This window comes from Pseudarthrobacter sp. NPDC092202 (genome assembly GCF_044755505.1).
GTDB lineage: Bacteria > Actinomycetota > Actinomycetes > Actinomycetales > Micrococcaceae > Arthrobacter.
Genome location: NZ_JBIVRG010000002.1, coordinates 40,761 through 67,659, shown reverse-complemented (window position 1 = coordinate 67,659; position 26,899 = coordinate 40,761). Strand labels below are relative to the sequence as shown.

Here is a 26,899-nt window from a genome sequence, read left to right as displayed (position 1 = left end):
GGTGGCCGCACCCGCGCTGGCGGTCTGGGTCACGGTGGGGCTGCCTGCAGGCGCCACGGCGGCGGTGCCGACGGCGCCGGCCGGGTCCAGCCCGGTCCGCAGCAGGAACAGCGCGACCGGCCGGGCCGGGTCCTGCACCTGGCACCGGACCTGCACGTGCGCGGCCTCCTCACCGCCCCACCAGACCAGCTCCCCCTCGTCGACGGGGACGCCGACCAGCTCGGCATCCCGCAACCGGCGGTCCCGCACAGGCCGGCCCCACACCATGAAGGCATCGCGCGGCACGCCCAGGTCTGCGGAGCAACCCCAGGCCAGCCGGGTGTCCGGGCCGCGCTCCTTGAGCCGCTCGAGCAGCGCGTCGTCGATCCCCTCGCCGTGTCCGGCCCGCAGCATGCGACGGGCGATGTCCAGCCAGTCGAGCCGTGCGCCCACGGCCCGGAACTTCCTCACGTCGTGCACGCGCATCAGAACTCCACCTCCCACGGTGCCCCTGTAAGGGTCACGTCGACGATCGTGACGGCCCGGCCCGGGTCGGCTGCGAGCGGGTCGGGGGCCTGCACCAGTTCAACGGTCAGGCGCCGCCCGCGCTGCCCCGCAGCCAGCAGCACCATCGCCCGGGTGCCGCCCGGCCCGCGGACCACCCGCCCGACGCTTGCGGCGGCCGCCGGGTCCGGGGGCGTCGCGGCGAGCCGCACGTCCAGCCAGGTCGCCGGCCGGGCGGCCCACCACGCGTGCGAGGGATCGACGCCGTCGGGCGGCGCGCTCAGCTGGACCGGCATGACGCGCTCCCGCACGAGCTGCTCGGAGCACTCGATGACGACGGCGAGCGGCTGCGGTACGGCGTCCGCCGACCACCAGACCTGCACAGCCGGCGCCGACGGGGTCTGCGGGACGGGCAGCCCGGCCTGCTGCACGGCGTCGTCCCACTCCCGCCCGGTCGGCCTGTCCGGCAGGCCGGCGAGTGGGGCGGCGTCGCGGACCACGCGGTGGTCGATCGGTGCCGGCGCGATCCACGACGCCAGATGCTCGACGCCGTCGAAGCGGGAGGTCGTGAAGTTCGCCCGGTGCACACGCTTCCGCGGCCCGGCGCCGCCGGTCGGCACCGCGTGGATGTCGAGGAGGTAGTCGGTCAGCGGCTCGAGCTCGTACGCCAGCACGATTTCCTCTACCTCCCGGGTGACGTGCTCGGCCTGGATGCACTCGAGGGCGTCCACGAGCTCCCCGACGGCCTGGTCCCACGGCGTGAGCACGACGGCGTTGGCCTTAGGCTGCAGCACGGACCCGGCAGCGAGCACCGCCTCGACCGGGAGCACGAGCGGCTGGCCGGGTGCTCCCCCGCCGGGCGGGGCGGGGTGGTGGCCGGAGGCGGCGAGCACGGTCACCTCGAGCCGGTGGTCGTAGGCATCGAACAGCCGCAGCACGTTCTGGGTGGCGAGAGTGACCCGCAGCGGCTCCCGGCAGAACACGCCGGCATCGCCCATCCCCGGGTTGGTGTCGAGCAGCCACGGCCCCAGGTCGGCGGGGACCTCGGATGCCGGGGCGGTCGCGAACCGGAAGGTCTGCGTGTGTTCGTCGGCGAAGGACGGTGTCCGCGCCGGCACCGAGTCCCCGGCCTCGACGTCGTAGGTCCAGCTCACGGTGACGTCGTAGGTCTGTCCGGGCTCGAGCAGGGCGTGGTCGGAGGGGTCCTGGGCCAGGCCGGTCTCGAGCGCATCCCGGTCGCGGGAGACGATCGTCTCGTCGTACTCGTGCCGGCGCACCTCGGCCCGGGTCAGGCCAGCAGCCGCGACCACCCAGTAGCGCTGGGCGCGGATCCGCTGGCCGTGGTCCTCGCCCCAGCCGACGACGACGGCGGCCGCACCCTCCGGCAGCTCCTCCCAGCGGATCAGGGCGAGCATCGGCCGGTCCCGGTCGGTCCCGGCGACCTTCGCCGCCATGCGCCCGGCCAGTTCGACCGGCTCGGCCCAGGGCCCGTCGGGGGCGACCCAGCGTTTAGGCAAGGGGTTGTCGGGGCCTACCATTGCGGGCCAGTCCACCTCGCGGCGGTCGAGGGTCTCCCCCGTCCCCGAACGGACTTCGATGAGCAGGGACCGGTGCTTCTCGCGCGGCACGAGCAGTAGCAGGTCGAACGCGGCGAGGTCCTCCCCGAGCGAGAGCGCGACCGCGTCTGCGAGCGGGTCGGGTTTCCACCCGGCCTCCTGCCGGGCCCGCTCGACCAGCTCCCGGTCGGCCCTGCTGCCGAAAGTCGCCTCGCCGTCGGTGCGCACGGGCGAGGCCAGGATCCGTCCCTCGCAGCCCTTGAGCCGGCCTGCCTCGGGGTCGGGGCTACGCTCGATCCAGTGCCCGGCGACGTCGTTGGCGGTGGCGCCGGCGGCGAGCAACTCTGCCAGTTCGGCGTAGGGGGCAGCCCCGGCCCCCGCCCAGGTGGTCGGGTCGAGGGGGCCGTTCTCCTCCGACCAGCGGCTGAACGGGTCCTCGGGCGGGGTGCGGTCGATGGGGCAGCCGACGGCGTCGCCGGCCACCTCGGCCGGGTTTCCGCCGGCCAGCAGGTCCGCCGCGGCGTCGCCCGTGCGCCACGGCTCGGTGACCCGGAGCCTGCGGCCTGCCGGGGCAGTCCGCAGCAGCCCGTCAGGGTCCGGCCACAGCACCGGGTCGAGCCGCCGGCCGGTGGCGCTGGGCCCGAGCGCCTCGCCCAGGAAGGTCCATAGCTGCGGCTGCGGCGGCGAAGCCGGGCGGCAGACGGTCCCCCAGCGGTGCTCGACCTGCTCTCGCAGCACCTCGCCGTACGTGACGGTGCTGGTGAACGGCGTCGGCAGCCAGTGCAGCAGCGCCAGAGCCGGCGGCTCGGCGGTTGACGAACCGGGGGCCGACGCGCTCCACCAGACCGACGGCGTCGTGCCCGCGGTGAGGGTGCCGCTGAGGGTGACGCCCGTGACCTTGTACGCCCACCAGCGCTCCCCGATCCGGCGCCAGGCGCCGACGCCCGCCGCGCCTGTTGAGCCGAGCGGAGCATTGCCCAGCACGCTCAGCCCCTCAGCGTCGGGCGCCACATGGAAGCGGAGCACCGGGACGGCGTCGAGCGGCACAGTCGGCACCTCGCCAAGGACGACGGCGCCGTCCACCTTTGCAGCCTGGCCGACGGTCGAGTCGGCGGGCCGGCCGGCGGTGCCCTCAAGCAGCGCCGGCGTCCGTCCGGCGAGGGACAGTCCTGCGACGAGGTCGCGCACGGGCGGGTCCGGGTCAGGCTCGTGCCCGATGGTGATCCCGACGCACCCCTTGACGCTGAAGAAGAAGAAGTCCACCCTGCCGCAAACCTCGCCATGCAGGTACGGGTCGTCGCGGGGCACGCCGTCCTGGATCCGGGTGCCCACCATGAGCGTGAGCTCGGCGCTCACGCCGATCGAGACGATGAACAGCCGCAGCTCGCCCCGGACGTAGACCTTGCCGGCCAGGAAGAACGGGTCGAAGCCGAGCACGGCGTCGAACCCCGCCGCCGCCTCGACGTACAGCCGGGCGGCCTTGGAGCCCATCAGCACGGCCTGGATGTGGAAGCCGGTGGCCACGGACAGGCCGGTTGTGGCCGGCAGTGGCGGGATGGCGATGCCGTCGCCGTGCACCATGAGGTAGCCGGTGCCGGTGAACACGTCGAGCACCTTCACGGTCACCCGGTCGTCGTAGGAGCCGAGGTCGACGAGCCACTTCTCCGGGTTCCGGGCGTCGAAGAACGCGGTAACCGGGACGTGGATGCGCAGGATCCGCTCGATCGCGTAGTCCGCGATGACGCCGACGGTTATCGTGCCGGCACCGAAGTCGATGTCCAGCACCGCGAGGAAGGTCGCCTCCTGGGTGGAGCCCATGGCGGGCGGGAGGCTCAGGACGTCCGCCTTCATCACGAGCAGCAGCCGCGGCCCGGGCACCTCGATGAGGATGATGCCCTTCAGGTGCAGGATGAACCCACCCTCGGTGGTCCCAAGCAGCAGCCCGGCCGCGACGGCGAAGGAGCCGGCTCTGTGGGTCCAGCCGTCCGGGTGCATCACGCTCTTCCGCGGCGGGGCGAGCTGTGCCATGAGCCAGTCGAGCGCCGGGACCCTCGCCGCCGGGTTTTCGAGCCGGGCGTAGTTGACGCCGACCCCGCCGAGCAGCCCATACAGCGCCAGGCCGGAGTTGCCCAGCGGGAGGGGCGCGGGGAACTCGACCTCGACGCCGATCAGGAGGCCGGTGACGCCGGCCTTGGTCTCGATCGCCAGGGTCGCGGCGGCGCGGATGCTCAGCGGCACGATGGTGAGGTCGAACGCCGCCTTGAACCCGGCGCCAGTCAGCTCGATCGAGCCCGCGCCGTGGACCGTGCCGGGGATGTCGAGCGTGGCGCCGAGCTTGGTCAACTGCGGGAGCTCGACGGCGTCGAGCCTCGCCCGGACCCGGATGGTGTCGACGGTCACGGGGCCCAGCGGGACGTCGATGCCGGCCTCGACCTCGAGGTAGGTCGGGTTGTCGCGGCTGACCCGGATCCCGAACACGCGCAGGATCTCGTCCAGCGGCGGCTTCGCGATGAGGGAGCCGGGCTGGATGTCGAGCTCGTAGCCCCGGTTGGGGTCGAACACGGGGATCGGCACATACTCCACCTCCGCACCAGTGCCCCACTCCGACCGGACGCCGACGGCCTTGTAGCGGGTCCGGATGGGCCGGTCCTCGGGCACGCGGATGACGGTCAGGTCGAACCAGAACTGCACCTCGACGTCCAGCAGGACGCTTACCTGGGTGCTTCGGTTGGTGGCGGTCGAGCCGTCCGGCGCGATAATGCCGTCGCTGACCATCACCTCGGCGCCGCGCAGGGTCAGGATGCGGGTCCGCACCAGATCACTGGCGCCGAGCGCGACCGAGCCGAGCTGGACGAGGGTCCCGGCGGCCGGGGAGAGGTCGGCGGCGCCGGCGGCGAGAGGTCCCATCACTGCCAGGGCTCCAAGCACGTTGAGGCTGCCGGCGTCGATGCCGGCGTCCGTGTGGCGGCCCTCCCACAGCCCGTCGAGGTCCGCCTCGAGCGCGCGGAACTCCCCGAAGACCTGCCAGGACTCGCGGTCGGTGGCCAGCCGGAGCCGGACCCGGAACGCGCACAGGCCGTCGCCGGGGGTGGGGCCGCGCCCGCCCAGCGGCGGTTGGCCGCCTTCGTCGAGCGAGGCCTCGATGGCCGTCTGGACGTCGAACTCACCCCAGACCTCGAGCCGGACGAACGTGGTCCTGATCAGCTCGACCTCGACGCCGAGCCGGCGGAAGCAGTCGGGCCGGCCGGTGCCCGGGGGCTGCGGGTCGCGCTGCTCGGGCGGCTGGCTGGCCGGGGGGCGGGACAGTTCGGCACGGACGGCCTCCGGAGCGGGGGCCGCGGCGGCCCGGGCCCGGGCTAGCCACCACTCCCCCGATGTCTGGGCCGGCGCCGCCTCGGGCGGGTCCAGCGGCGTGCGGTCCCGGGCGTCGGCGTGGCCGTGCGGGGTGCCGGCGGTTGCGGCGTAGCCCAGGTCGCGCAGGATTTCGACCGCCGCGTCGAGGCGGCGCCGGCTGAGCTCCAGGTTGTCGGTCCGCTTCGTGGGGGTGTCGTTGCCTTCGTAGGAGGCGTAGCCGTCCACGACGAGCGGGGTGGTGCCGATGTCTGCCTGCCGCGACCGCGCCAGGTCGGTGAAGGCTTGCCCAGCGGGGGCGGCGGTCCGCCCGGACGCGGGAGCCGAGCCGGTGTTGGCCGGGTTGCGCCACCAGGAGTCGGTGGTCTCGCTCGGGGAGGGGTGGTTGAACCGGAAGTAGCAGTCCAGCGTGGCCGGGCGCGCGTCCGCGGGCTGGGTCGGGGTGCCGGAGACCGCCGCGGCGCTGCCGGCCATCACCGGGACGGTGGCCCGGGTCCCAGTCGAGGTGCCGCCGGGCCAGGCCCAGTCCGCGGGCACCTCGGGGTCGAGCCGCACGGTCACGTCGGCGGCGCTCTGGGAGACGATGACCATCCGCCCGCGCTCGGGCGTCAGCATCCGCAGGGCGGCCGGGTTCGCGAGCGCCGGGGCGGCGCCTTCCCCAATCGCGGGTCGCAGCGCCCGGAAGGAGACCGGGCCGTGGGAGTGCCCGCCGGCGTCGGTGACCGTGACCCGCAGCTCGACAGTGCCGGCCGCGGGCACCGTCACCGGCAGCCGGTCCCCCGCGACGGTCGGCCCGCCGACGACCTCGATCCTGATGGTGTGCGGGGCCAGCCCGCCCGAGGCATCGACGAGGAACACGCTCTGGTCCGGCGCCTCGACCGCCCCACCGGCGACCGCCGCGATGTGCCGCCCGGCCGGGCTGATGAACCGGGCCAGCACCGTCGGGGAGCCGCCGCGGTTGACGACCTCGGCACTGAAGGCGCCCGTCACGCCGTCGTGCACCCCGATCCCGATCCACAGGTCCCGGACGCCCGCCGAGACGGCCAGGCCCTCAAGCCCGTCCGGGGCGACGAACAGCCGGACCTCCGGCAGGTGCAGTCCCTGCCACTCGCCGGGGACGGCTCGCGCCCCGGGTGGCAGCCCGGGCGGGTCGGCAAGCGATGACAGGTCGAGTTCGGCGGTGCGGAACGCGAAGCCGACCGTGTTGCCCGGGCCGATGAGCGCGTGGCCCGGGGTCATGCGGATGAAGGAGTAGATGTCGTCGACGGGGCTGCCCGAGGTCGACGCCGAGCGCAGCCGGGTGCCGACCGCGGCGCCGGCCAGCTGCATGGTCCGGATGACGATGCGCGGAAGGATGAACCGGACCTGCGGGTTGGCCGGGTCGAAGACCAGCTGGCCGCGGGTGTCCAGCATCGCACCCCTTAGGTAGGGCACGAGCAGCCGTATCCCGGGCACGTCCAGGTCCAGGTGCCAGCCGCCGTCCTCCGTGCCGCCCGGGCCGCTCAGGTGGCGGCCGTACGTGATGGTGACCTGGGTGCCGGTGAGCTCGATGGGCGTGGATGACCCGGCCCCGCCCCAGCGCCCGGTCGCGGGGTCGACGGTGACCCCGACGAGCTGCGGCACGTCCACCGCAACGGATCTCACGCTCCAGGCGCCATCCACATCGGTGACCTCGCGCGGCGTCAGCCCGGCGGTGTCAATCGCCCTAAGGGCATTCTCCAGCGGATCCAGCGCTCCAGTGTTGCGGACGTCGGACGGGAGATCGTCCCAAAGGCTCATGACAGCGCCGTACGAAGTGAGCGGTCATCGGGTCGATTGGACGGAAGTTGCTCCTGTATCTCTTTCCATAGTCTGAGATTGGCCATATCAGCTCCCCGGGCACCCGTGAACGCAACGTAAAGGTAGTGGGACCCTATTGGCGTGAGCGTTACTGCAGCGTTACCGCCAAACGCAGGTCGTTGACCATAAATCGAAGGAGACAACGGCCCGCCAAAGGGGACAGCTGCCACTGAACTTTGACAGCAAACTCCCTACGCTTCTGCACCCCCACACCCTGCGATCAAGCATTGGAAACAGTCTCACGAACCGTTCGCGTATCGGATGCATCGAACCTCATGTGGCCCGCTGTCCTATCGCTGTAGGGGACGGTGTGACGGGCTGGCCTTTCATCGCCGGCAGTACTGTGAGGATTCCGAGGATTCCGGCCACCGTGAAAGCCAGTACCGGTGAGACGTGGTCGAACAGGACTCCAAGTGTTGCAGAGCCAAGCGCCTGGCCGATGGCAAGGGCGATGAACAGCACGGCAGTGCCTTCGGCGGCCTGGTCGGGAACAGTGCGGACTGCCCAGATGATAAGAACCCCGCACAAGGCGGTGTAGCTGGCGCCGAAAAGTGCCACGGAGGAATACGAGGTAAGGGCATTACCCGGTGCCACGCCCAAGAGGATCGTCGCCCCTGCCATGGCCAGCGAGGTCAGGTTCCAGGCAGTCCGTAGGCTCCAGGCCTGCACGATCCTTCCGGCGGTCGCGCCGAATACCCCAAAGGCGCCCAGGATCATCCACGCAAGGATGGAGTATGTTTCTTCACCCGTGCGGGAAGCGGCGATGACGGTGCGGCCGAAAGTCCAGATCGCGGCACTGGACGCCCCGGCCATGACTGCCGCGGCGATGGGCCAGGCCAGTGGGGCCAGCTCGCGGGGCCGCACCTGAGGTTGCCGGCCGGGAGCGCGGTCCCGGGCTGCAGTCCGGTCAGCACGGAGGGTGGCAACGGTGGCGACGGCGACCAGGGCCGCGATTGCCATCCAGCCGAGCCGCCATTGGCCAATGGTGAGGAGCATGAAGATGCCCGCGACGACGATGCCTGCCCCGGTGCCGGCATTAACTATCGTCTGCGCGCTTTCCTGTCGTGCCGGGACGACATTGCTTTCGATGAGCGTCACCAGGCCCGGGGTTGCGAACCCTGCGCCGGCACCGGCCAGGACGACACTCATCGCAAGGACCTCGACATTAGGCGCAAACGCCACTCCCATCGATCCCAGGGCAGCCGTTACCCCCGCGCACACGATGACGAGTCGAGGACGGGAAGCGAGGCGCAAAGCGAGAACCGCCGCGAAGCAGAATGAGAGGAAACTGCCGGCCTGGATGAACCCCGCAGTGGCCGAACCCATCTGAAAGGCCTCCGTGAACCGGGGCAGGAAAAGCCCGTAACCGAAGCGCGCCAGGCCATAGGTCGCCGCTATCAGTGCCATTCCACTGACCACCATCGCCCGCACGGGATCCTCCTCACGCAACACAACCAGAACGCTCGTTACGCTACAGGAGAACTAGCGTTCTGCAATAGGGGCAGTTACAGTGGGGTGGTGACTACCGGCCAGCGACTTCCTGCCCGCGCACGCTTGCTCAAGGCAGCCGACCAGGTTCTGTTCGACCAGGGCATCCGGGCCACGCCCGTCGATGCGCTGCTCCACCAGGCGGAGGTCTCCGCCGCCACCCTGTACACGCATTTCGGCAGCAAAGACGCGCTGGTCGCTGAAGCCTTGAGGGTCAGGCTCGCGGACTGGCAGGCAGCGTGGGACCAGCACATTGTGGCCGCCAGCGACGATATGGGGCGGTTAGTGGCAGTGTTTGACGCCCTTAGCTCCTACCGGCGCGACCAGAACCACCCCTCACGCTGGTGCGCCTTTCTGGCCGCAGCCACCGAGCTTCCCGCAGCTGCGGACGAGATCAGCGCCGTCCTCGCCGCGGATACCGAGCTGCTCGCTACCCGCCTCCTGCACTTCTCACGCCCCCTCGCCGGAGCCCGCGCCCAGGACCTGGCCGACGAGGTACTCCTGGCCTACAGCGGAACCCTTACCGCCTTCCTGCGCGGCTACCCCCACTCACCGATCGACGTCGGCCGCCGATTGGCCCGCTCAGCAGCTCAAGCGCATAGCCGCAACTGACGCCTTGTCAGCAGAAGGGCAATCTCAAGCTCCCGTTCCGATCGTGAACACTCCAGGCTTGCGTGCTGGTGGAGGACTTAGCGCCCCGGGCACTTGCGTTCTGCAGACTCCTCGTACTCCGGGACGGGGCGGGCATCAGCCTCCTGCGGTGTTGCCGCTACCCCGTTTCGGTCAATGTCCTGGATCAACCACTCCATCTCGAAAATCTCCCGGCGCTGTGCGTTACGGGCGCGTCAAGAATGTCTGAACCCCATCACAGGTGCATAACACGGGGTTGTCGGTACAGATCAGCCACGTAGCCTGAATAGTGAAGGGCGTTGCGGAACCGGTAACGGAACCACAATGCGGACAGGACGCAGAACCTGCACCCCGGACCCGTGAGATGTCCGGGACACAGCCCACAGCAAAAGGGCCCCAGCCTCATTAGTGTGCTCTTGTGCGCCCGCAAGGGAGGAACAACACCATGTCCGAAGAAAAAATGGCAGAAGTCAGCAAGCTCAGCGGCAACCTTGGGAAAGTCGGTGATGGTGCGGTTTTCTGAAGTTCCGATTGAGTAAGCCCTGTCCAGCAGTCGGATCGGTGGCAACCCGGAAGGACACCACATGAATAAGGCAAAACCCTTTCCCGCCGCAATGCTGGCGCCAACCATTGTGGCCCTACTACTAACGGCGTGCACACCCCCACCTGACGAGGACCAGTATGCGATAGCGGTGGGGTCAAATAAGGACTTCGCTGGCCTTGAACTGCGCAGCATATTCATTGTCACTGCGGCCGAGAACGAACCGGGCCGCATCTTGGGCACGATCTTCAATAAGACTGACGAGAGCATCGATCTTGTCATAGGGGACCGCGACGACGAGCTGCCCATGAGCATTCCAGCCGGGGAAAAGCTTGAATTTCAGGATTCACCGACCGTCTTAACCAGCACCGAAGCAAGCCCAGGCGCGCGGACCGCCCTGACAGTCAGTACTCAAGGCGACACAACAAGTTTTGACGTGGCCGTACTCGACGGGACGTTAGAGCAATACGCCCCATACGTTCCCAATTAAGCAACTCAGTCACCTGACACCGGGTCTTCTCTTCGGTTTCCCCGCAACTTAGCAGGTCCCCGGAAGCCCAGTAGTTCCTGCCGGTTAGGCGGCCGGCTCCCCTTGATTCCTACTTTGCAATTTTGCCCACGATACGGCGTGCCACCATACGGTCGATTCCCGGCACATGAGTTGCACTGATGATCCAACGCCGCAGAAAGCGCTGGACGTGGTTCCTGGGCAGAAATGACGACGCGATGCGCCGCCCTGCCGTCTGGGCATCCTCGACGACGGGTCGCCAGCATCGCTCAAATTCAGCGAGGGCGGGACCTACTCCCTTAGGGGAGGGCACGGGACCGAGAATGTCCCCCAAAAGCGCGGCCCCAGCGATGGCCAGCGAGCCGCCCTGCCCGGCGAGGAGCGACACTGCCCCGCAAGCGTCCCCTACGAGAACGGTTCGCCCCTTCTGCCAGCCCGGCATAATGATCTGCGCGACAGCATCATCGTACGGATGCTCCGGGCACAGTTCCAGCACCCGATCCACCGCATCGCCGAGCCCGGCGAACTCCCGTCGCAACCGCTCCCGCGGACTCCTCGATCGCTTATCCCCCGTTTCCCCGGCGGCATCTCGGTAAACCATCAGAGCCGCAACTTGGTTCGAACGCAGGCTGTAGAAACCTGCCATCCGGTCGATGGTGTCAGTGAGGACAAACCTGTCCCGAAAGCGGGCATTCAATAGCGGTTCGGTCACGATAAACGCCGCAGCACGCATGCCCAGAAAGCGAAAGTACTGCGCTTTCGGACCAAAGACTTGGGCCCGCACACCGGAATGGATGCCATCAGCACCAATGAGGACATCTGCGGTGAGAGTCACGCCTGGAGACCCCTCAACAGAGACCCGCACACCGGCCTCGTCATCCCACACCTGGGATACCGGCGCTCCGTAACGGACGCGTACCCGGCCCGGGGCGACGTCGTCCGTCAGTGCCGCCAAGGCGGCCCGCTCAATGTCGGGGCGCGGCAAGCTCAAAACCTTCCCGCCCGCCACCCTGGCAAACGTGTGGTAATCAAGACTGGACCTGAGACGTCCCGCAACATCGATGTACTCGACCGCCTCCACGTGATAAGCAACCGCTGCCAGCCGGGGGTAAAGACCAATCCTCTCGGCTACGCCGACTCCTGGGCCGAAGAAGTCCATCATGTAGCCATCAGGTCGCGGAGCCGGCGACTGTTCGCAGAGATCGACCTCCCATCCGGCCAAACCAAGTTGGCGGGCCGCGACGAGACCCGCAATACCCGCCCCCACAACCACAGCTCTCATGCCGCACCCAATACGATCAGATCCAACGGCCTCCAGAAGCCCGGACAGGGATGCTCCCACCGCACCTGCTGCTCATTCTTGGCCCACCCTCGAGGTTTGTCCACAGGACACTGTTTGAGCGGAAGACCCGGATGACCGATCGCCTGCTCTGACGATTGCGAGGCCGCACTCCCGTGGTTCCTGGCAAACGTTCCAAAGTTCAAGGTTCCGCCCACCCCGACTACTCTTCGAGCGTTTCAGGGACTTCAAGACTAGACCGCGAACACTCCTGGGAGGTCTATCCTGCCGTGATCCGCACCGGAAGGGACTCGAACCCGCGCAGCACGTTGTGCAGGATCGGCACCGGCGTGCCGTCCGGTTCGATGGTGGCTACCCGCAGAAGCAGTTGCTGGAGCACAATCTCCATTTCCAGCCGGGCGATGGGCTGGCCCACGCACTGGTGCAGGCCCATTCCGAAGGCCACGTGGCCGGAGGCATTGCGGTCAAGGTCGAACTCGTCGGCGTTGTCACCCCATTTGCGGGGATCCCTGTTGGCAGCGCCCAGGAACACCAGCACCTTGGCACCTGCCGGCAGGTGCACACCGCCCAGGACGGTGTCCACGGCAACGGTCCGGTGGAACTTCTGGAAGGGTGATTCCAGCCGCAGCGCCTCATCCACGGCGAATTTCGCCATCTTGGGGTTCTCCCGCAGCCGCGCCCAGGCTTCCGGGTACCGGGCCAACACGGACAGGGTGTTTCCGATACCGAATATTGTGGTGTCCACGCCCGCGGACAGCAGTGCGCGGACCAGCAGCGTTGCCTGCTGCTCGGTGATGAGGCCATCCTCCACGCGCTTCCAGATCTGGGCACCGAAACCGGTGTCATCCAGGTTTTCGCGCTGGCAGTTACGCATCACGGCGGCAGCATGTTCGTCACCCTGTGCGAAAGCCTGCTTGAAGATGTAGTTTTCCGGGCCAAAGGCGTTGAACACCATGTTGCCGTATGGCAGCAGGTGTTCACGGCCGACGTCGGGAATTCCCACCGCGTCCGGGAAGACCCGCAGGGGGTACTTCTCGGCAAGATCCGTGATGGCGTCGAACTGTTCCCGACCCGCCAGTTGTGCCGTCAATTCCTCAGCGGGCGGCGTGAAAGGTTCCCGCAGGGCGCGCACGGTGCCGGGATTGATGACGCCGGTCAGCGCGCGGCGCATCACGGTATGGATGGGCGGATCGGATTCGAGAATGCTGGGCGGCCGCCACCCCGCGTCCTTCCGGATGTCTCGGGGGCCGAGGCCACCGGAGGAGATGTACGTCTCGAAGTCGGTCAGGACCTCGTACACCTCCTGGTACCCGGCTACCGCGTAGCTGCCCGTTGCCTCCAGGTAGGAAACTGCCCCCGCGTCCCGGAGCCTGCCGAGGAAGGGATACGGGTCGAGGAGATTGGCGGTTTCAAAAGGGTCCTCCCCCAAGACGTTGGCTTCATGGGTTGTAACGGTCATTGGAACTCTCCTGGTGGCGATACGTGGCGGGCCCGTGGGCCTAAGTAAGGGAAAGCTGGCGTCTGGTTCAGAGATCCAGCACGAGGCGCGGGCAGCCGGCGGCGGCACGGGAGACACAAACCAGCATGATTTCGCCGGCCTCGCGGTCCTCTTCCGTGAGGACGGCGTCGCGGTGTTCGGGTTCGCCCGAAATGATCTGGGTTTCGCAGGTGCCGCACAACCCGTGGCGGCAGGAGGACAGAACCCGCACACCCACCTCCTCCACGGCTTCGAGGATGGTCTTGTCATTGGGTACGGTCACGGTGGTTCCGGTCCGTGCCAGCTTCACTTCGAAGGGTGCGTTGGCTGCGGCGGCACCCAGGGTGGAGGCGACGAAGCGTTCAGTGTGCAGCGCGCCGGGCGGCCAACCCATGCAGCGATCCTCCACGGCACCCAGCAGTCCGCCCGGGCCGCAGGCATAGACCAGCATGTGGGCCCTGGGCATGCCCAGGACCTGGTCCAGGTCCAGCCTGCCAACCTCGTCCTCGGCTACGATGCGGACCCGTTCAGGGCCGTACCGGTCCTCCAGCTGCTGGGCGAAGGCCATGGTGTTCCGGCTCCGGCCGCCATAGACCAGTGTCCACTCCTTGCCGGCCGCGTCAGCTGCTTCAAGCATGGGAACAAGCGGGGTGATGCCGATGCCGCCGGCGATGAAAAGGTAACGGCGGGATTCGCGGAGGGGGAAGTTGTTGCGGGGTTCCGAGATAGCCAGCGGTGTTCCCGGCAGCAGGGCGTGCACGGCCTTGGATCCGCCGCGCGAATCGGGTACGTGCAGCACGCCTATCCGCAGGTGGTCCAGCTCGTCGGGGGAGGAACACAGCGAGTACTGGCGGACCAGGCCGTCCCCCACGTGCACGTCAATGTGCGCGCCCGGCTGCCAGGGTTCGAACGGCAGGCCGTCGGCCCGCCGCAGGACCAGGGAGACCACCCGGTCCGCCACAATGTCCGCCTTATCGACCACGACGTCGATAGTGGCTCCTGCAGGTGCAGTCATGAGGTCTTCACTTCCTTTGGGAAGGCCCGCCTGGGCGGCGGTCCCTGCGGCCGGAGGTCCGGCCTTATTTACGGCTTAATTGAGGTTAGGTGTTTCAGACCACAGCCGGGGCGGTGCTTTCCGTCCAACGGAAAGACCGGCGTGAAAAGGACTCCACGGTCCCTTATCGCGGCAGGTGCTCCACGCCCAGCCTTCGGGCAATGCCCCGGGCAGCGATATTGAGCACAGGAACCACGCTCCCGGCGGGGGCAGGCTTGCTCCGGGTGACGATGCCGAGCGCCGCCACCACCTGCTTGTTCGGAAGAAACACCGGGACAGCCAGGCCATAGTTGTCCGGCCCGGTTTCCTCCTCGGTGGTGGCGTAGCCGCCGGCCCGGACCCGTTCCACTTCGGCAGCAAGCGCTGCGGCGCTGGTGATGGTCCGCGGCGTGTGCGGCTCCAGGTGCTGGACAACTGCGGTCAACAGCTCCTTGGCCCCGTAGGCCAGCATGATTTTCCCCGCGGCGCTCGCATGGAGCGGCAGGCGGGCGCCCACCCGCCGGAAGGGCTGGCCTGCTCCCGTGCCGGACATCCGTTCCACCAGCAGGACCTCCTGCCCGTCCAGGATGAACAGGTTCACCACGTTGTGGGTGACGAAGAGGACGTCCTGCATGAAGGGGGCCGCAACTTCGGCGATGTTCTGCTGGGCAGGAGCGAGCAGGCCAAGGCGCCAGATGCGCTGACCCACGCGGTACTCGGCGTTGGCTTTCTCGAGTCCACCCCAGGCCACGAGTTCTCCTGCCAGCCGGTGGGCGGTGGCTACCGGCAGGCCGGCCCGCCGCGCCATGGCACTGAGGCTTTGGACTGAGTGTTCGGCGTCGAAGGTGCCCAGCAGGGCCAGTGCACGGGACGTGACACTCGCTGCTTGCTGTGCGGAAGCACCGCCGTCGGCAGCTTTGGCCGTCTGCGCCCGGGCCGCCGCGGACGCGGGACGGGCGGTCCGGCCGCTTGGGGCAGCGTTAGCCATGCTTCACCCTTCCGGACGCCGGGGGCAGCAGCGCATCCTTGACGCCGTGCCGCACCACCAGTTTAAGCCCGACGCCGAAACCTCCCTTGCGGCGGCAAGGAGAGTACCGCTTCAGGCACTGAGGGGGTTTCCTCAGCCGGTGACGTTGGCGAGGCTTGAACCCCGGTACGCACCCAGTCCGCCGTCCACGCGGATGTCCGAGCCATTCACCCAGCCGGACTCGGGGCGGAGCAGGAAGTCGATGACGGATGCAACGTCGTCGGGCTCGCCAAAACGGCCCAGCAGGGCTCCTGCCCCCTCCACCTTGTCCCGGCCGTGGTCTTTCTTGAAGTCTTCAAGGATGGGCGTGGCAACCGGCCCCGGGCTCACGCTGTTCACCCGGGTCCGCTGCGGCAGCAGTTCCGCGGCCAGGTGCTCGGTGAGGAAGCGGACGCACTGCTTGGAGAAAAGGTAGGACTCGCCGGTGATGTCCTCATCGCCGGACACCGAATCCAGGGCGCCGGCCGGGTCGGCGGTAAGCGCGAAAGCGGCGCACTTGCCTTTCACGTCCCGCCACTGGACAGCAACGCTGGACGCAAGGTTGACGACGGCGGTTCCCTCGCCGAGCAGCGGGGCGAGGGCCCGCACCAGCTCCCGGACACCGAAGACGTTGACGGACAGCACTGTGCGCCAGGGGGCGGTGCCGGGGACGCCTGCGATGTTGGCCAGGCCGGCGACGCCGTTCGGCGCTGCGGCGGACACTGCGGCGGCGGCGGCATCGATGCCCGCCTGGCTGGACAGGTCCGCCTGCACGAAGGTGCCGCTGAAGCCCGTGGGGGCGTTGCGGTCGATACCGATCAGCGGCACCCCGCGGGCAGACAAGATCTGTGCAGTGCGGGCACCGATGCCGGAGGAAACCCCGGTGAGGACGATGGGAAGCTGCTCTTGGGTCATGGAGACTCCTCGTTAGTGCGTGACGTGCTTCACTCCATAGTGGCAAGCTCCGGCAGTTCCGCATTCCGGGCTTTCCGTTGGGCGGAAAGGTTCGCGCGGATTGTGACGGGTGCCATGAGACTGGGATAAGAATTTCCCCTTCCCGCCCGAAAGGACAGGCCATGACGGCAGACCACTACCAGGTCCTGGACCCGGCCACGCTTGAACTCGTGGGGTACGCTCCGGAAAATACCGGAGACGATGTTGAGCAGGCGGTTGCTTCCGCCCGCCGGGCCGCACCACGCTGGTCAGCTGATCGGGAGGCCCGCCGCGCCGCCCTGCGTGCGGGAGCGGCCCTGATCCGCCGCGACCTGGATTCCCTGGCCACCTTGCTCTCCCGTGAGCAGGGTAAACCCAAGGCGGAGGCTGCCGGTGAGTTCACGGTGGCGGCAGGACTCTTCGAGTACTACGCGGACCTGGCTTGGGACGAGACCGAGCCGCTGGCACCCCGGGCGGACAGGACCCTTGAAGTCCAGTACCGGCCGGTGGGCATCGTGGGCACCATCACGCCCTGGAACTTCCCCATCTCGCTCCTTTCCGTCAAGCTTGCCCCTGCCCTGGTCGCGGGGTGCACCGTGATCGCCAAGCCCTCCCCGTCCACGCCGCTGTCCACCATCGCGCTGGTGAACCTGCTCAACGAGGCCCTTCCGGCGGGGGTATTGCAGGTGCGGACCAGTTCGCGGCGGACCGTGAACGTCGCCCTCAGCACCTCGCCGGGCATCCGCAAGATCTCCTTCACCGGCTCAACCGAGGTGGGCATCTCCATGGCCCAGCAGGCCGCCCCCACCGTCAAGCGCGTCACCATGGAGCTCGGCGGGAACGATCCGGCCATCGTGCTGGATGACGCGGACATGGCCGTTACGGCCCGCGGAATTGTGGGCAGCGCGTTCCGCAACGCCGGTCAGGTGTGCATGGCAGTCAAGCGTGTGTATGTTCCCCGGAGCCGCAGCAGGGAACTCGCCGAAGCGATCGCTGCAGAGGCTTCGCGGCACGTGCTGGGCCACGGCATCGCGGACGGGACCACCATGGGCCCCATGCACAACGAGTCACAGCTCAAACTGGTCCATGGCCTGGTAGATTCCGCTGTGGGTTCAGGAGCCCGCATCATTGCCGGCGGCAGCGCCGGCTGCGACCTGCCCGGCTACTTCCTCTCCCCCACGGTAGTAGTGGACGCCGAACCGGGAATGGACCTGGTTGAACAGGAACAGTTCGGGGCAGCCGTGCCCATCGTGGCATATGACAACCTCCAGCAGACCATCGCCTCCCTGAACGCCGGCGAATTCGGCCTGGGCGCCTCCGTCTGGAGCCCGGACCAGGAACGCGCGCACGCCACCGCCTCGCAGATTGAAGCAGGAACAGTCTGGATCAACCAGCACACGCTGGTGGAACCGGATGCACCCTTCGGCGGCTGGAAGGCCTCCGGCGTCGGCCGCGAACGCGGCCGCTGGGGCTTGGAGGAATACCTGGAAACCCGCGTCATCAATGCCCGCCCCCACTCCTGAGCCCCGCACCTACCCTGCAAAAGGACTTCCCGTGAGCGTCGAACTGATTACCCTTGGCACCGCCGCCGGCCCGGCCATCCGCGGTCCGGAAAACGGCATCTCCAGCGCCCTGGTGGTGGACGATGCCTTCTACATGGTGGATTTCGGCCTGGGCTGCTCCCGCGCCGCCCATGAAGCCGGGCTTCGCGGCAAGGACTTCGTGGCGGGCTTTGTCACCCACCTGCATTCGGACCATGTGGTGGAACTGCCCGGCTTCCTGCTATGGAATTGGGGCAGCCCGGTGGAGGGCTTCACGGGCCCTGTTTCGATTGTGGGACCTGGCAAGGATGCCACCCGCGCAGGAGGTGCCCGCCTCTCCGGCACCGGTGAACTGGTATCCCACTCGCTGCAGGCCTTCTCCTACGACATCGACATCCGCGTCCATGACGAGGCACGTCCGGACCTGGCCTCCCTCGTGCGGACCGTGGACCTCTCCGCCCCGGCCCACGGGAGCCCGGATGCAGCCCGGCCCTTCGACGTCTACGAGGACGACAGGGTCAAAGTCACCGGCATCCTGGTGGAGCACCCCCCGGTCCGCCCCGCACTGGCATTCCGCTTCGATACCGATGCCGGCTCAGTAGTGTTTTCCGGCGACACCGCGGAATGTCAGGCGATGGCCGTACTCGCCAGCGGTGCAGACGTCCTGGTGCATGAGGCAGTGAACCTGGATTTCTACGCCGGCAAGGGTTTCGCGCCGGAATTCCTCAACCACCAGCAGATCGCGCACACACCTCCGGAAGGGGCAGGCCGCGTTGCCGCCGCAGCTGGAGTGGGCAGGCTGGTCCTCTCCCACCTGGCTGGCCGAGCGGAGCCGGAATGGTGGCGCGCCCGTGCCGCTTCCACTTTCGACGGCCCTGTGGACGTTGCCGCCAGCGGCCAGCGCTTCCGCATCGGCACCCCGGTGCTCGCGCCTGCCTAGGAACCCCGGGGAACAAAGGACACCGCACCGCCACCCTTCAGCAAGGACAACTCTTGGAACTGCCGTCGCCCGCAAAAACAGTGAATGACAAACGGACGACGGCGGACGGGCCCTGGCTTGCAGTCCTCGCCGCGGGCATCGCGGCAGCGATGCACATCTGGAAATTGCCGGCTGCTTTGGCCGGCATCCAGGTGGATCTGGGCACAACCCTGGTCCAGGCCGGCCTGCTGCTTGGCATCATCCAACTGGCCAGCGTCGTGGGTGGCCTGGCCACCGCCGTGGGCGGGGAACTGGCAGGCCTCCGCAGGCTCCTGGTCAGCGGACTGGTCCTGCTGAGCGGCGCGTCCATGCTCGGCGCCGCCGCCCCCACCACCGAACTGCTCATGGCAGCCCGGACGCTCGAAGGCATCGGATTCCTGCTGGCCGTCGTCGTCGCCCCACCCCTCATCCGCAGGGTGGCCCCACAGCGGCGGCTGAACGTTGCGCTGGCAAGCTGGGGCGCCTTCCAGGGCATGGCCACGCTAATAGGACTCGCGGCCGGAGCACTGTTCCTGGAGGCCGCCGGCTGGCGCGAATGGTGGCTGGTGATGGCCGTGCTCACACTGTCACCGGTGCCCTTGCTGCTGCGCCAGGTACCCAGGGACGTGCCTCCGGCCGACGCTGGTCTCCGGCATGCCCTCCGCCGCGTCGGACGCACCGTCGCCACGCGTCCACCCTGGATTATCGGAGTGGTCTTCGCGTGCTACACCGCCCAGTGGATGGCAGTGCTGGGCTTCCTGCCCTCCATTTACCGCTCCGCCGGCCTTGAAGGGCCACTCCCCGGCATCCTCAGCGCCGTTGTGGGAGGAGTCAATGCCATCGGAGCCCTCAGCGCCGGACCGCTCATCCAGCGCGGCCTGTCCGAGCGGAAGATCATCTTCTGGACCTTCCTGGCCATGTCAGCGGCGTCCGTGGCTACCTTCGCTGTGGGCTGGGAACACATCGGCAACGGCATCCTCTTCCAGTTCATCCTGATCGCCATGTTCTCCGCCGTCGGAGGCCTCATCCCGGCCGCGGTCACCAGGTACTCCGTACACGTTGCCCCCGCCGACGGTTCCGTCACGGCCGTACTGGGACTGACGCAGCAGATCTTCAACGTGGGGAACTTCCTGGGACCCATGCTGTTCGCCCTGCTGGCCACCACTACGGGCGGCTGGGACACAACCTGGTGGTTGACATGCGGATTGAGCATTCTGGGGATGGGCCTGCTGGCGCTACTGGGTCCCGCCGGCGGCGGGACAACGAGCGGTGCACACCGCCCCGGAAAGTGGCTTTCCGCCCAACGGAAAGCCGAAATGTAAGGCCCGTCACACGGGCCTAGAGTCAAGGAAACGCCGTCCCCCAAACCGGCAAAGACCTCCCCTTCAACGATTGGGCATACCGTGTCTGAAACTCCCCTCACCGGCATTACGCCGGACGCCGCGGCTTCCCGCGATCCCCGGACCTGGTCCCGGGCTAGGCGCAACCGCTATGGCTGGTTCATGACGTTCAGCCTTCTTTTCCTGATGATGCTCAGCTGGGCTGACAAAGCAGTGCTCGGCATCGCGGCCGTGCCCATCATGAAAGAACTGGGCATCACTCCCGAGCAGTTCGGCCTGGTGGGCAGCGCCATGTTCCTCACATTCGGGATCGCCCAGATCGTCGCTGCACCCATCGCCAATAAGGTATCGAGCAAGTGGATCCTCCTGGTCCTGTGCCTGCTGTGGTCCGTGGCCCAGGTACCCATCCTGCTGTTCGCCTCCCTGCCTGCCCTCTGGGCCAGCCGCCTACTCCTGGGTGCCGGCGAGGGTCCACTGGCTCCGGTGCTGATGCACGGCATCTACAAATGGTTTCCGGAGAAGAAGGGCGCTACGCCGGCGGCTCTTGCCTCATCCGGCGTGACCCTGGGCATTGTAGCCTTCGCACCTGTCCTGGCCTGGGTCATCGGGCAGTTCGGCTGGCAGACGGCCTTTGCACTGCTGGCCATCGTGGGACTGGTCTGGTCAGTCTTCTGGGTCATCGTGGGCAAGGAAGGCCCGTACACCAGCCGGAAAGCCGAACAGGAGATCGACGGCATCGCAGCGGAAGAAACTCCCGTCGCAGCAGAAACCAAAATTCGCTACTGGCGCACCATCCTCTCCCCCAGCTGGATCTTCGCAGTGTTCGCCTCCTTCTTCGGCTACTGGACCTTCACCCTGGCGATGTCCTGGGGCCCGGCGTACTTCCAGAACGTGCTGGGCTTCAGCGGGCAGCAGTCCGGTGCCATGATCGCGCTGCCTGCGGCCTGGGGAGCGATCGCCACGGTGGGCCTCAGCGCCCTGACCCAGCGCCTGCACATAAAGGGCGTTCCCACCCGGAAGGCCCGTGGTTGGGTGCTCAGCATCTCGGCGGCCTTCGCGGGAGCCTGCCTTGTGGCCGCAACTCTGACCACCTCACCCGTCCTCTCCGTCATTCTCATGGTCTTCGGCTTCGGAACGGCACCTGCACTCTTCGCCATCACCTACCTGGTGGTTGCTGAACTAACCACCATCGCCCAGCGCGGGGCAAACCTCTCCATCGCAAACGCGGTCCTAACCACCGGCGGCGTTTTCGCACCGGCCGTGTCGGGATTCCTTATCGGCGGTGCGGCCACTCCGGCTGAAGGTTACCGCGCAGCGTTCGCCCTGGCCGGCGGCCTGCTGCTGGTCTTCGGAATCCTGGCCCTGCTTTTCATCAACCAGCAGCGTGACCGACGCAAGCTCGGCCTGGACGTAGCCGGTGCTGCCGCTCACCCAGCGCCCACTCTTGCAGCTTCCACTACGGCCGCTGGCCTGGAAGTCACCCCCGCTGGAGCAAGCACCAAGGCTTAGGCCCACTTCGCCCCGAAGTGGCCGGGACCCGTACAGCTCATCGTTCCGGTCCCGGCCAATCGACCCTTGAACCTAACTCCCATTCAAGGGAACAGCTGCAGCCGCCTTAACCCCTTCAGGTGGAAAATGCGTGGCAGCCTATCCCAGTCACGCGCCGCCATTGCGGCCCCGCAATGAAGCGAGAATGCCATGCAACGCACATCCATCAGCACCCAGGTGGCTGCGACATCGACGACGTTGTTGCCTCGCCTTGGATTGGACTTCACTACAAGCACGAGTTCCTGCTGCACTACAAGCATGAATCGCTGGAACCGGCAATCAGTACGGCAGACAGTCCGAATCATGGATGATGTTGCGCTTGGCGGTCAGCTCGTGCAGCCTGCCCTTCATCTGGTCGAGCCCGCCCTTGAGCTTGTCGACCTCCTCATTCTGAGCGGCCATGCGGACGTTTCCGATGGTCTGGGCGATGGCGGCTTCGGCTTCGCGGATGTTGGCCGAGTCCCGGACCATCTGGTCCGGCATTTTCTGCGGTTCTTCGGCGGAGACCAGGAGAGCGTTGATGTTGGCCTTGGCGAGCTGGGCGACGCGGGCGAAAATGCTCTGCTTCACGCGGGTCTTTCTATCGCTGGAATTTGCATCCTATGTGTACGGCAGCGGCGGGTGCCAGACGCGCCCGTCAGCGTACCGTCGGCGGACGCGCTCGAGGACTCCGAGCAGCAGGAAGGCCCTGCCCCTTACAGGGACAGGGCCTCACAAGCTCCAAGTGCGATTGGCCTAGTAAGCCGGCGGCTGCTGCGGGATCTGGCTAATGCGTGTCGGAGGCGTACTCGATCTTGGTGTTCCCCGAGTACCGGGTGATCCGGCCACCCTGGAAATCCTGGCCCTCGCCGCCGCTGACCCAGTATGCGTTGCTGGTCGGGTATCCGAGGCGCCCGGCTTCAGAGCCCTGAGCAACCCAGATGGAACGAATACCGCCGGTGATGATCTTGGTACCGACACTGGGGGACCATACAATTTCAGCGTTCTGGAAGTACTGCTTGGCCCCACCGCCCGTCAGACCAGTAATCTCATCGGCCGTCGGGTACCCGAACCCTCGAGGTCCGCCGTAGAGGATCCACATCGCCCCGATAGCGCCTCTGACGACGTGGGATCCCGTTGCAGGTGAATAGGCGATTTGCCCGTACTGGAAGTCCTGGGCGGCGCCGCCGTTCTCGGTCGCGTATTCGTCCGTCGTCGGGTAGCCAAGACCGCTGAGGGGGCCGCCGGCGGAGTCGTAAGTCGCGCCAATGCCACCCTTGGTGACGCGCGAACCAGTTGCGGCGTTCCAGGAAATCTTGCCGTATTGGAAATCCTGCATAACACCACCGGTCATGGGAGCATACTCATCCGTGGTCGGGTAACCGAGGCCGCCCAGCGGTCCGCCTGCGTTGTCCCAGGCGCCACCAATGCCACCCTTGGTGACGTGAGAACCCGTTGCGGGGTTCCAAGAAATTTTCCCGAACTGGAAGATCTGCATCACTCCGCCAGTCATCGGTGCGTACTCGGCGGAGATCGGGTAGCCGAGGTCGCTGTCCTGCGCACCAATGGACTGCCAGACGCTGTTGTTGCCGCCGATAACTATGTAGGCACCGTACTGCGGAAGGTAGGCGATTGTGCCATTCTCAAAGAGTTGGTACGCGCCACCGAAACGCTGGCTGGTGAACTCCGGTGATATGGCGATACCGAGGATAGCGGAGGCGGTGGCGTACTTGGCTCCGATTGCGCCGGAGGTCGCATACTCAGCTCCGATTGCGTCGGAGGTAGTGTACGTGGACCCCCCAGGTGTGACCGCTTCGGGTGTCCCGCCATTTTCCGCGGCGGCCGGAGCGGTCGGCGCCTCTATTCGCAACGTAGCAACTGCTTCTGTCGGAGCGGGTGCTGCCGGGATTTCTACCGGAACTGTGGAGGTCCCGGTAGGTGAGCTAGTAGGTGTTGCTACCTGTTCATCCGTAGCGGTAGTGGTCGGTGATGCTGCGATTGCCTGTCCAACAGATCCAACCCAGGATGCTGCAATGGCAAGAGAAGCTGCGGCTGCGAGAAGCCGCCTCCGAGAGGCCCCCATATTTGTCTTCCTCATAGTGCTGCGAAGGCGCAGCGGTAAGTGATAGGAGGAGCATATGTTGCTGGAGTGACACGTAAGGACGCGCGTTCACAAATGCATATTCTGTGACGCAAAAGTGAGCTGTGACCCCCTTGTTCATGGCTACCAAGAGCTGGTTTCAGCTGCCGGCCCCTTCCCTGAGCGTCCCGGGTTTTGTTCCCGCCCCGTCGGCGTTGTCCGACTGGTGAAAGCCTTGTAGCGCTCGCCCATCCCCTCCATGATGAGGCTGAACTCCGAATGGGTAAGGAACATAGCCTTGTCCTCGGCCTTTTCAATGCCGGGAAGCTGTACGCCGCGGCAGGGGTTACGTGTAATGTAGCCGAGCATCTCCGGGTATTCATAGCAGCCGAAATGAGGCCCTGAACGTTGTGAATGGTCTTCGGTGCCGTGCCCTTGGCCATCATCGACTTCACCCACTGCGCCAACAGTCTATAGTCCAGCTTATCTACGGGGACGTGGCCGATGACGTGCCGGTGCTCAATCTCGAATGACTGGCCGCGGCGCCTAGCAGACGCGCGAGCGTCCCTGCTTCAGTGAGGCTGGCTACTGGGAGGCCCGGTGAAGCGCGGGTCTAAGAATCCCGCCAGCGCACCATGTAGGACTTGGAACCGTCCTTGTTTGTGCGCGTACTGACGCTGGCCATGGAAAAGCGCTACGCCCGTGCAAAGACTTTTGGTGTTTTGTACACACTCAACAACCCAACAGGCCGCTGACCTGTGGAAACACTGTGCCCGAGGTGGGACTCGAACCCACACACCTTTCGATACCGCATTTTGAGTGCGGCGCGTCTGCCAATTCCGCCACTCGGGCGCGGAATACACAAAGCAAACCGGTACGCCCACAGCTGATTGTGAGCAACGCGATCGCTTCACGTACGCGGAATTACTCTACAGCCAGATAGGCTGAATTCCAGAATCGCGCCGCCGACGCCGCAACCGACCATGCAGATCATGTACAGGACCGGGCGCACCTAAGATAGTGATGTCCCCGCCGTACCTTTCCAAGGAGATCCCGTGACTGAACAGACGGAGTCAAAGCCCACGTCCCAGCCGGCGCGCCGCGTCATTGTGGCCGAGGATGAAACCCTCATCCGCCTCGACATCATCGAAATCCTGCGCGGCGAAGGCTACGACGTAGTGGGCGAGGCGGACAACGGCGAGAAGGCCGTCCAGCTCGCCGAGGAACTGAAGCCGGACCTCGTCCTGATGGACGTCAAGATGCCCGTTATGGACGGCATTTCCGCGGCCGAGAAGATCGTCAAGGCCCGCATCGCCCCCGTAGTGCTGCTGACAGCATTCAGCCAGAAGGAACTCGTGGAGCGCGCCCGCGACGCCGGTGCCATGGCGTACGTGGTGAAGCCGTTCACTCCCGCGGACCTCATCCCGGCCCTGGAGATCGCACTCTCCCGCCACGAGGAAATCAAAGCACTGGAAAGTGAAGTCTCGGACCTCCAGGAGCAGTTCGCCACCCGCAAGCTCGTGGAGCGCGCCAAGAGCCTGCTCACCACCAAGATGGGCCTCACGGAACCGGAAGCCTTCCGCTGGATCCAGAAGACCTCCATGGACCGCCGCCTGAGCATGCGCGAAGTGGCTGAGACCATCATCAACCAGGTCAACTAGTTCCGCCTGGTTGGGTCTGCCAAGAATCCGGCAGGCCCAACCAGCAGACCACAACGAAAAGGACCCCCGCCGGCCGGCAGGGGTCCTTTTGCGTAATCCGAAAGCCTAGGCCTTCTTCTTCTTTTCCGGCCAGGGGCCGAGCTTTTCCTTGTTGCTGGTCGCTTCGCCAACGCGGGTGGAGTCGGCGAGGTCACCCACCTTGTGCACCTTCAGCGAGTTGGTGGAGCCGGCCTTTCCGGGAGGGGAACCGGCGGCAATAACCACCAGGTCACCGTCTTCCACGAGGTTCATCTCCATGAGGCTGCGGTCAACCTGTGCGGTCATCTCATCGGTGTGGTCCACCATCTGGACCAGCACCGGCTGGATGCCCCAGGTCAGCGCCAGCTGGTTCCAGACCTGCTCCACCGGAGTGAAAGCGAAGACCGGCTTGATGGGACGGAGGCGGGACAGGCGGCGTGCGGAGTCACCGGACTGGGTGAAAGCACAGATGTACTTTGCGTCCAGCTGGTCGGCGATTTCGACGGCGGCACGGGTGATGGCGCCGCCACGGGTCTTGGGCTTGGTGCCCAGCGGAGGAACGCGCTCAAGGCCGTGGACCTCAGTGGACTCGATGATCCGGGCCATGACCTTGACGGTCTCGATGGGGTACTTGCCCACGCTGGTCTCGCCGGAGAGCATAACGGCGTCGGCACCGTCGAGGACGGCGTTGGCGCAGTCGGAGGCCTCTGCACGGGTGGGGCGCGGGTTGTCGATCATGGATTCCAGGACCTGGGTTGCCACGATGACCGGCTTGGCCCAGCGGCGGGCCAGTTCAATGGCGCGCTTCTGGACGATCGGCACTTCCTCCAGCGGAAGCTCCACGCCGAGGTCGCCACGGGCCACCATGATGGCGTCAAACGCATCGATGATCTCGGGCAGCTGTTCCACGGCCTGCGGCTTTTCGATCTTGGCGATGACCGGAACGCGGCGGCCTTCCTCGTCCATGATCTCGTGCACGCGGACGATGTCAGAGGCATCGCGGACGAAGGAGAGGGCAATCAGGTCAACCCCGCGGCGCATGGCCCAGCGGAGGTCGTCCTCGTCCTTTTCGCTCAGCGCGGGCACGTTGACGGCCACGCCGGGAAGGTTGATGCCCTTGTTGTTGGACACCATGCCGCCCACGGTCACCTCGGCGACAACCTTGACGTTGTCCACAGCCGTGGCACGCAAGGCCACCTTGCCGTCGTCGATCAGCAGGGCGTCGCCCACGTTGACGTCCTCGGTGAGGCTCTTTAGCGTGGTGGAGCAGATGTCCTTGGTGCCCGGAACGTCTTCGGTGGTGATGGTGAAGGTGTCACCCACGGCGAGGGCGTGCGGACCGTCAACAAAGCGGCCCAGGCGGATCTTGGGACCCTGCAGGTCAGCCATGATGGCCACGGCCTTGCCCAGGTCCGCGGCGGCCTTGCGGACGTTCTCGTAGGTGTTGTCGTGCACGGAGTAGTCGCCGTGGCTCATGTTCATGCGGGCAACATCAACACCGGCTTCCAGCACCGCGAGAGTGTTTTCGTAGCTGGCGATGGCCGGGCCGAACGTGGCCACAATTTTTGCGCGTCTCATATACCTACCCTATTGGTCTCTTGCATTGGTTAAGTTGTCGCGGAGGTGAAC

Annotated in this window: 17 protein-coding genes, 1 tRNA gene and 1 pseudogene; 7 read left to right on the top strand and 12 right to left on the bottom strand. The window is 66.8% G+C overall.

Features of this window, described 5'->3' with window-relative positions; all coding sequences use genetic code 11:
- Positions 1–464: 464 nt before the first annotated feature.
- Together ACIQF4_RS03730 and ACIQF4_RS03725 are read right to left on the bottom strand one after the other, a co-directional pair.
- Positions 465–7,169, bottom strand: coding sequence for a DUF6603 domain-containing protein (locus tag ACIQF4_RS03730; protein WP_400515714.1), 6,705 nt, complete (start codon positions 7,167–7,169; stop codon positions 465–467).
- A 333-nt stretch (positions 7,170–7,502) separates the two neighbouring features.
- Positions 7,503–8,681, bottom strand: coding sequence for an MFS transporter (locus ACIQF4_RS03725; RefSeq protein ID WP_400515715.1), 1,179 nt, complete (start codon positions 8,679–8,681; stop codon positions 7,503–7,505).
- 66 nt (positions 8,682–8,747) lie between these two features.
- Between ACIQF4_RS03725 and ACIQF4_RS03720 the strand changes: the two genes are divergently transcribed.
- Both ACIQF4_RS03720 and ACIQF4_RS03715 read left to right on the top strand, forming a co-directional pair.
- Entirely contained in the window at positions 8,748–9,329 is a 582-nt protein-coding gene (locus ACIQF4_RS03720; RefSeq protein ID WP_400515717.1) for a TetR/AcrR family transcriptional regulator, read from the top strand.
- Positions 9,330–9,931: 602 nt separating this feature from the next.
- Positions 9,932–10,378, top strand: a complete 447-nt coding sequence (locus tag ACIQF4_RS03715) for a hypothetical protein (RefSeq protein WP_400515718.1) — start codon at positions 9,932–9,934, stop codon at positions 10,376–10,378.
- A gap of 109 nt (positions 10,379–10,487) precedes the next feature.
- Here ACIQF4_RS03715 and ACIQF4_RS03710 read toward each other — a convergent pair whose 3' ends face one another.
- The 5 genes from ACIQF4_RS03710 to ACIQF4_RS03690 form a co-directional block, all read right to left on the bottom strand.
- Positions 10,488–11,678 (bottom strand): FAD-dependent monooxygenase, encoded by a 1,191-nt coding sequence (locus ACIQF4_RS03710; RefSeq protein ID WP_400515720.1) that lies wholly within the window; start codon positions 11,676–11,678, stop codon positions 10,488–10,490.
- 277 nt (positions 11,679–11,955) lie between these two features.
- Entirely contained in the window at positions 11,956–13,155 is a 1,200-nt protein-coding gene (locus ACIQF4_RS03705) for a cytochrome P450 (RefSeq protein ID WP_400515722.1), read from the bottom strand.
- Positions 13,156–13,222: 67 nt separating this feature from the next.
- Positions 13,223–14,188, bottom strand: a complete 966-nt coding sequence (locus ACIQF4_RS03700; RefSeq protein WP_400515724.1) for a PDR/VanB family oxidoreductase — start codon at positions 14,186–14,188, stop codon at positions 13,223–13,225.
- A 163-nt stretch (positions 14,189–14,351) separates the two neighbouring features.
- Positions 14,352–15,194: an IclR family transcriptional regulator gene (locus ACIQF4_RS03695; RefSeq protein WP_350002298.1), complete on the bottom strand. Its 843-nt coding sequence runs from the start codon at positions 15,192–15,194 to the stop codon at positions 14,352–14,354.
- Between the two features lie 132 nt (positions 15,195–15,326).
- Complete coding sequence (locus ACIQF4_RS03690; protein ID WP_350002297.1) at positions 15,327–16,127, bottom strand: SDR family oxidoreductase; 801 nt, start codon at positions 16,125–16,127, stop codon at positions 15,327–15,329.
- A gap of 161 nt (positions 16,128–16,288) precedes the next feature.
- Here ACIQF4_RS03690 and ACIQF4_RS03685 point away from each other — a divergent pair, with 161 nt between their 5' ends.
- From ACIQF4_RS03685 to ACIQF4_RS03670, 4 genes are all read left to right on the top strand, one after another.
- Positions 16,289–17,668: an aldehyde dehydrogenase family protein gene (locus tag ACIQF4_RS03685; protein WP_400515726.1), complete on the top strand. Its 1,380-nt coding sequence runs from the start codon at positions 16,289–16,291 to the stop codon at positions 17,666–17,668.
- A gap of 31 nt (positions 17,669–17,699) precedes the next feature.
- Positions 17,700–18,626 carry an MBL fold metallo-hydrolase gene (locus ACIQF4_RS03680; RefSeq protein WP_350002295.1) on the top strand — a complete coding sequence of 309 codons (927 nt, stop codon included), beginning with the start codon at positions 17,700–17,702 and terminating at the stop codon, positions 18,624–18,626.
- A gap of 53 nt (positions 18,627–18,679) precedes the next feature.
- A complete protein-coding gene (locus ACIQF4_RS03675) occupies positions 18,680–19,966 on the top strand; it encodes an MFS transporter (protein ID WP_350002294.1) in 1,287 nt (428 codons plus the stop codon).
- An 81-nt stretch (positions 19,967–20,047) separates the two neighbouring features.
- On the top strand, positions 20,048–21,493 hold the full coding sequence (locus ACIQF4_RS03670) for an MFS transporter (RefSeq protein WP_350002293.1): 1,446 nt from the start codon (positions 20,048–20,050) through the stop codon (positions 21,491–21,493).
- A 351-nt stretch (positions 21,494–21,844) separates the two neighbouring features.
- On the opposite strand, the pseudogene ACIQF4_RS03665 reads toward ACIQF4_RS03670, so the two are convergent.
- The 4 genes and pseudogenes from ACIQF4_RS03665 to ACIQF4_RS03650 all read right to left on the bottom strand — a co-directional run.
- Positions 21,845–22,102, bottom strand: a pseudogene (locus ACIQF4_RS03665) (PspA/IM30 family protein); the annotation flags it as partial.
- 196 nt (positions 22,103–22,298) lie between these two features.
- On the bottom strand, positions 22,299–23,381 hold the full coding sequence (locus tag ACIQF4_RS03660; RefSeq protein WP_400515729.1) for a hypothetical protein: 1,083 nt from the start codon (positions 23,379–23,381) through the stop codon (positions 22,299–22,301).
- A gap of 354 nt (positions 23,382–23,735) precedes the next feature.
- Positions 23,736–24,050: a hypothetical protein gene (locus tag ACIQF4_RS03655; RefSeq protein ID WP_400515731.1), complete on the bottom strand. Its 315-nt coding sequence runs from the start codon at positions 24,048–24,050 to the stop codon at positions 23,736–23,738.
- A gap of 311 nt (positions 24,051–24,361) precedes the next feature.
- Positions 24,362–24,443, bottom strand: a tRNA-Leu gene (locus ACIQF4_RS03650).
- A gap of 203 nt (positions 24,444–24,646) precedes the next feature.
- Between ACIQF4_RS03650 and ACIQF4_RS03645 the strand changes: the two genes are divergently transcribed.
- Positions 24,647–25,252 carry an ANTAR domain-containing response regulator gene (locus tag ACIQF4_RS03645; protein ID WP_009358190.1) on the top strand — a complete coding sequence of 202 codons (606 nt, stop codon included), beginning with the start codon at positions 24,647–24,649 and terminating at the stop codon, positions 25,250–25,252.
- 105 nt (positions 25,253–25,357) lie between these two features.
- Here the strand turns inward: ACIQF4_RS03645 and pyk are convergent, their stop codons facing one another.
- Complete coding sequence (gene pyk, locus ACIQF4_RS03640) at positions 25,358–26,848, bottom strand: pyruvate kinase (RefSeq protein ID WP_400515732.1); 1,491 nt, start codon at positions 26,846–26,848, stop codon at positions 25,358–25,360.
- Positions 26,849–26,899: the final 51 nt, after the last annotated feature.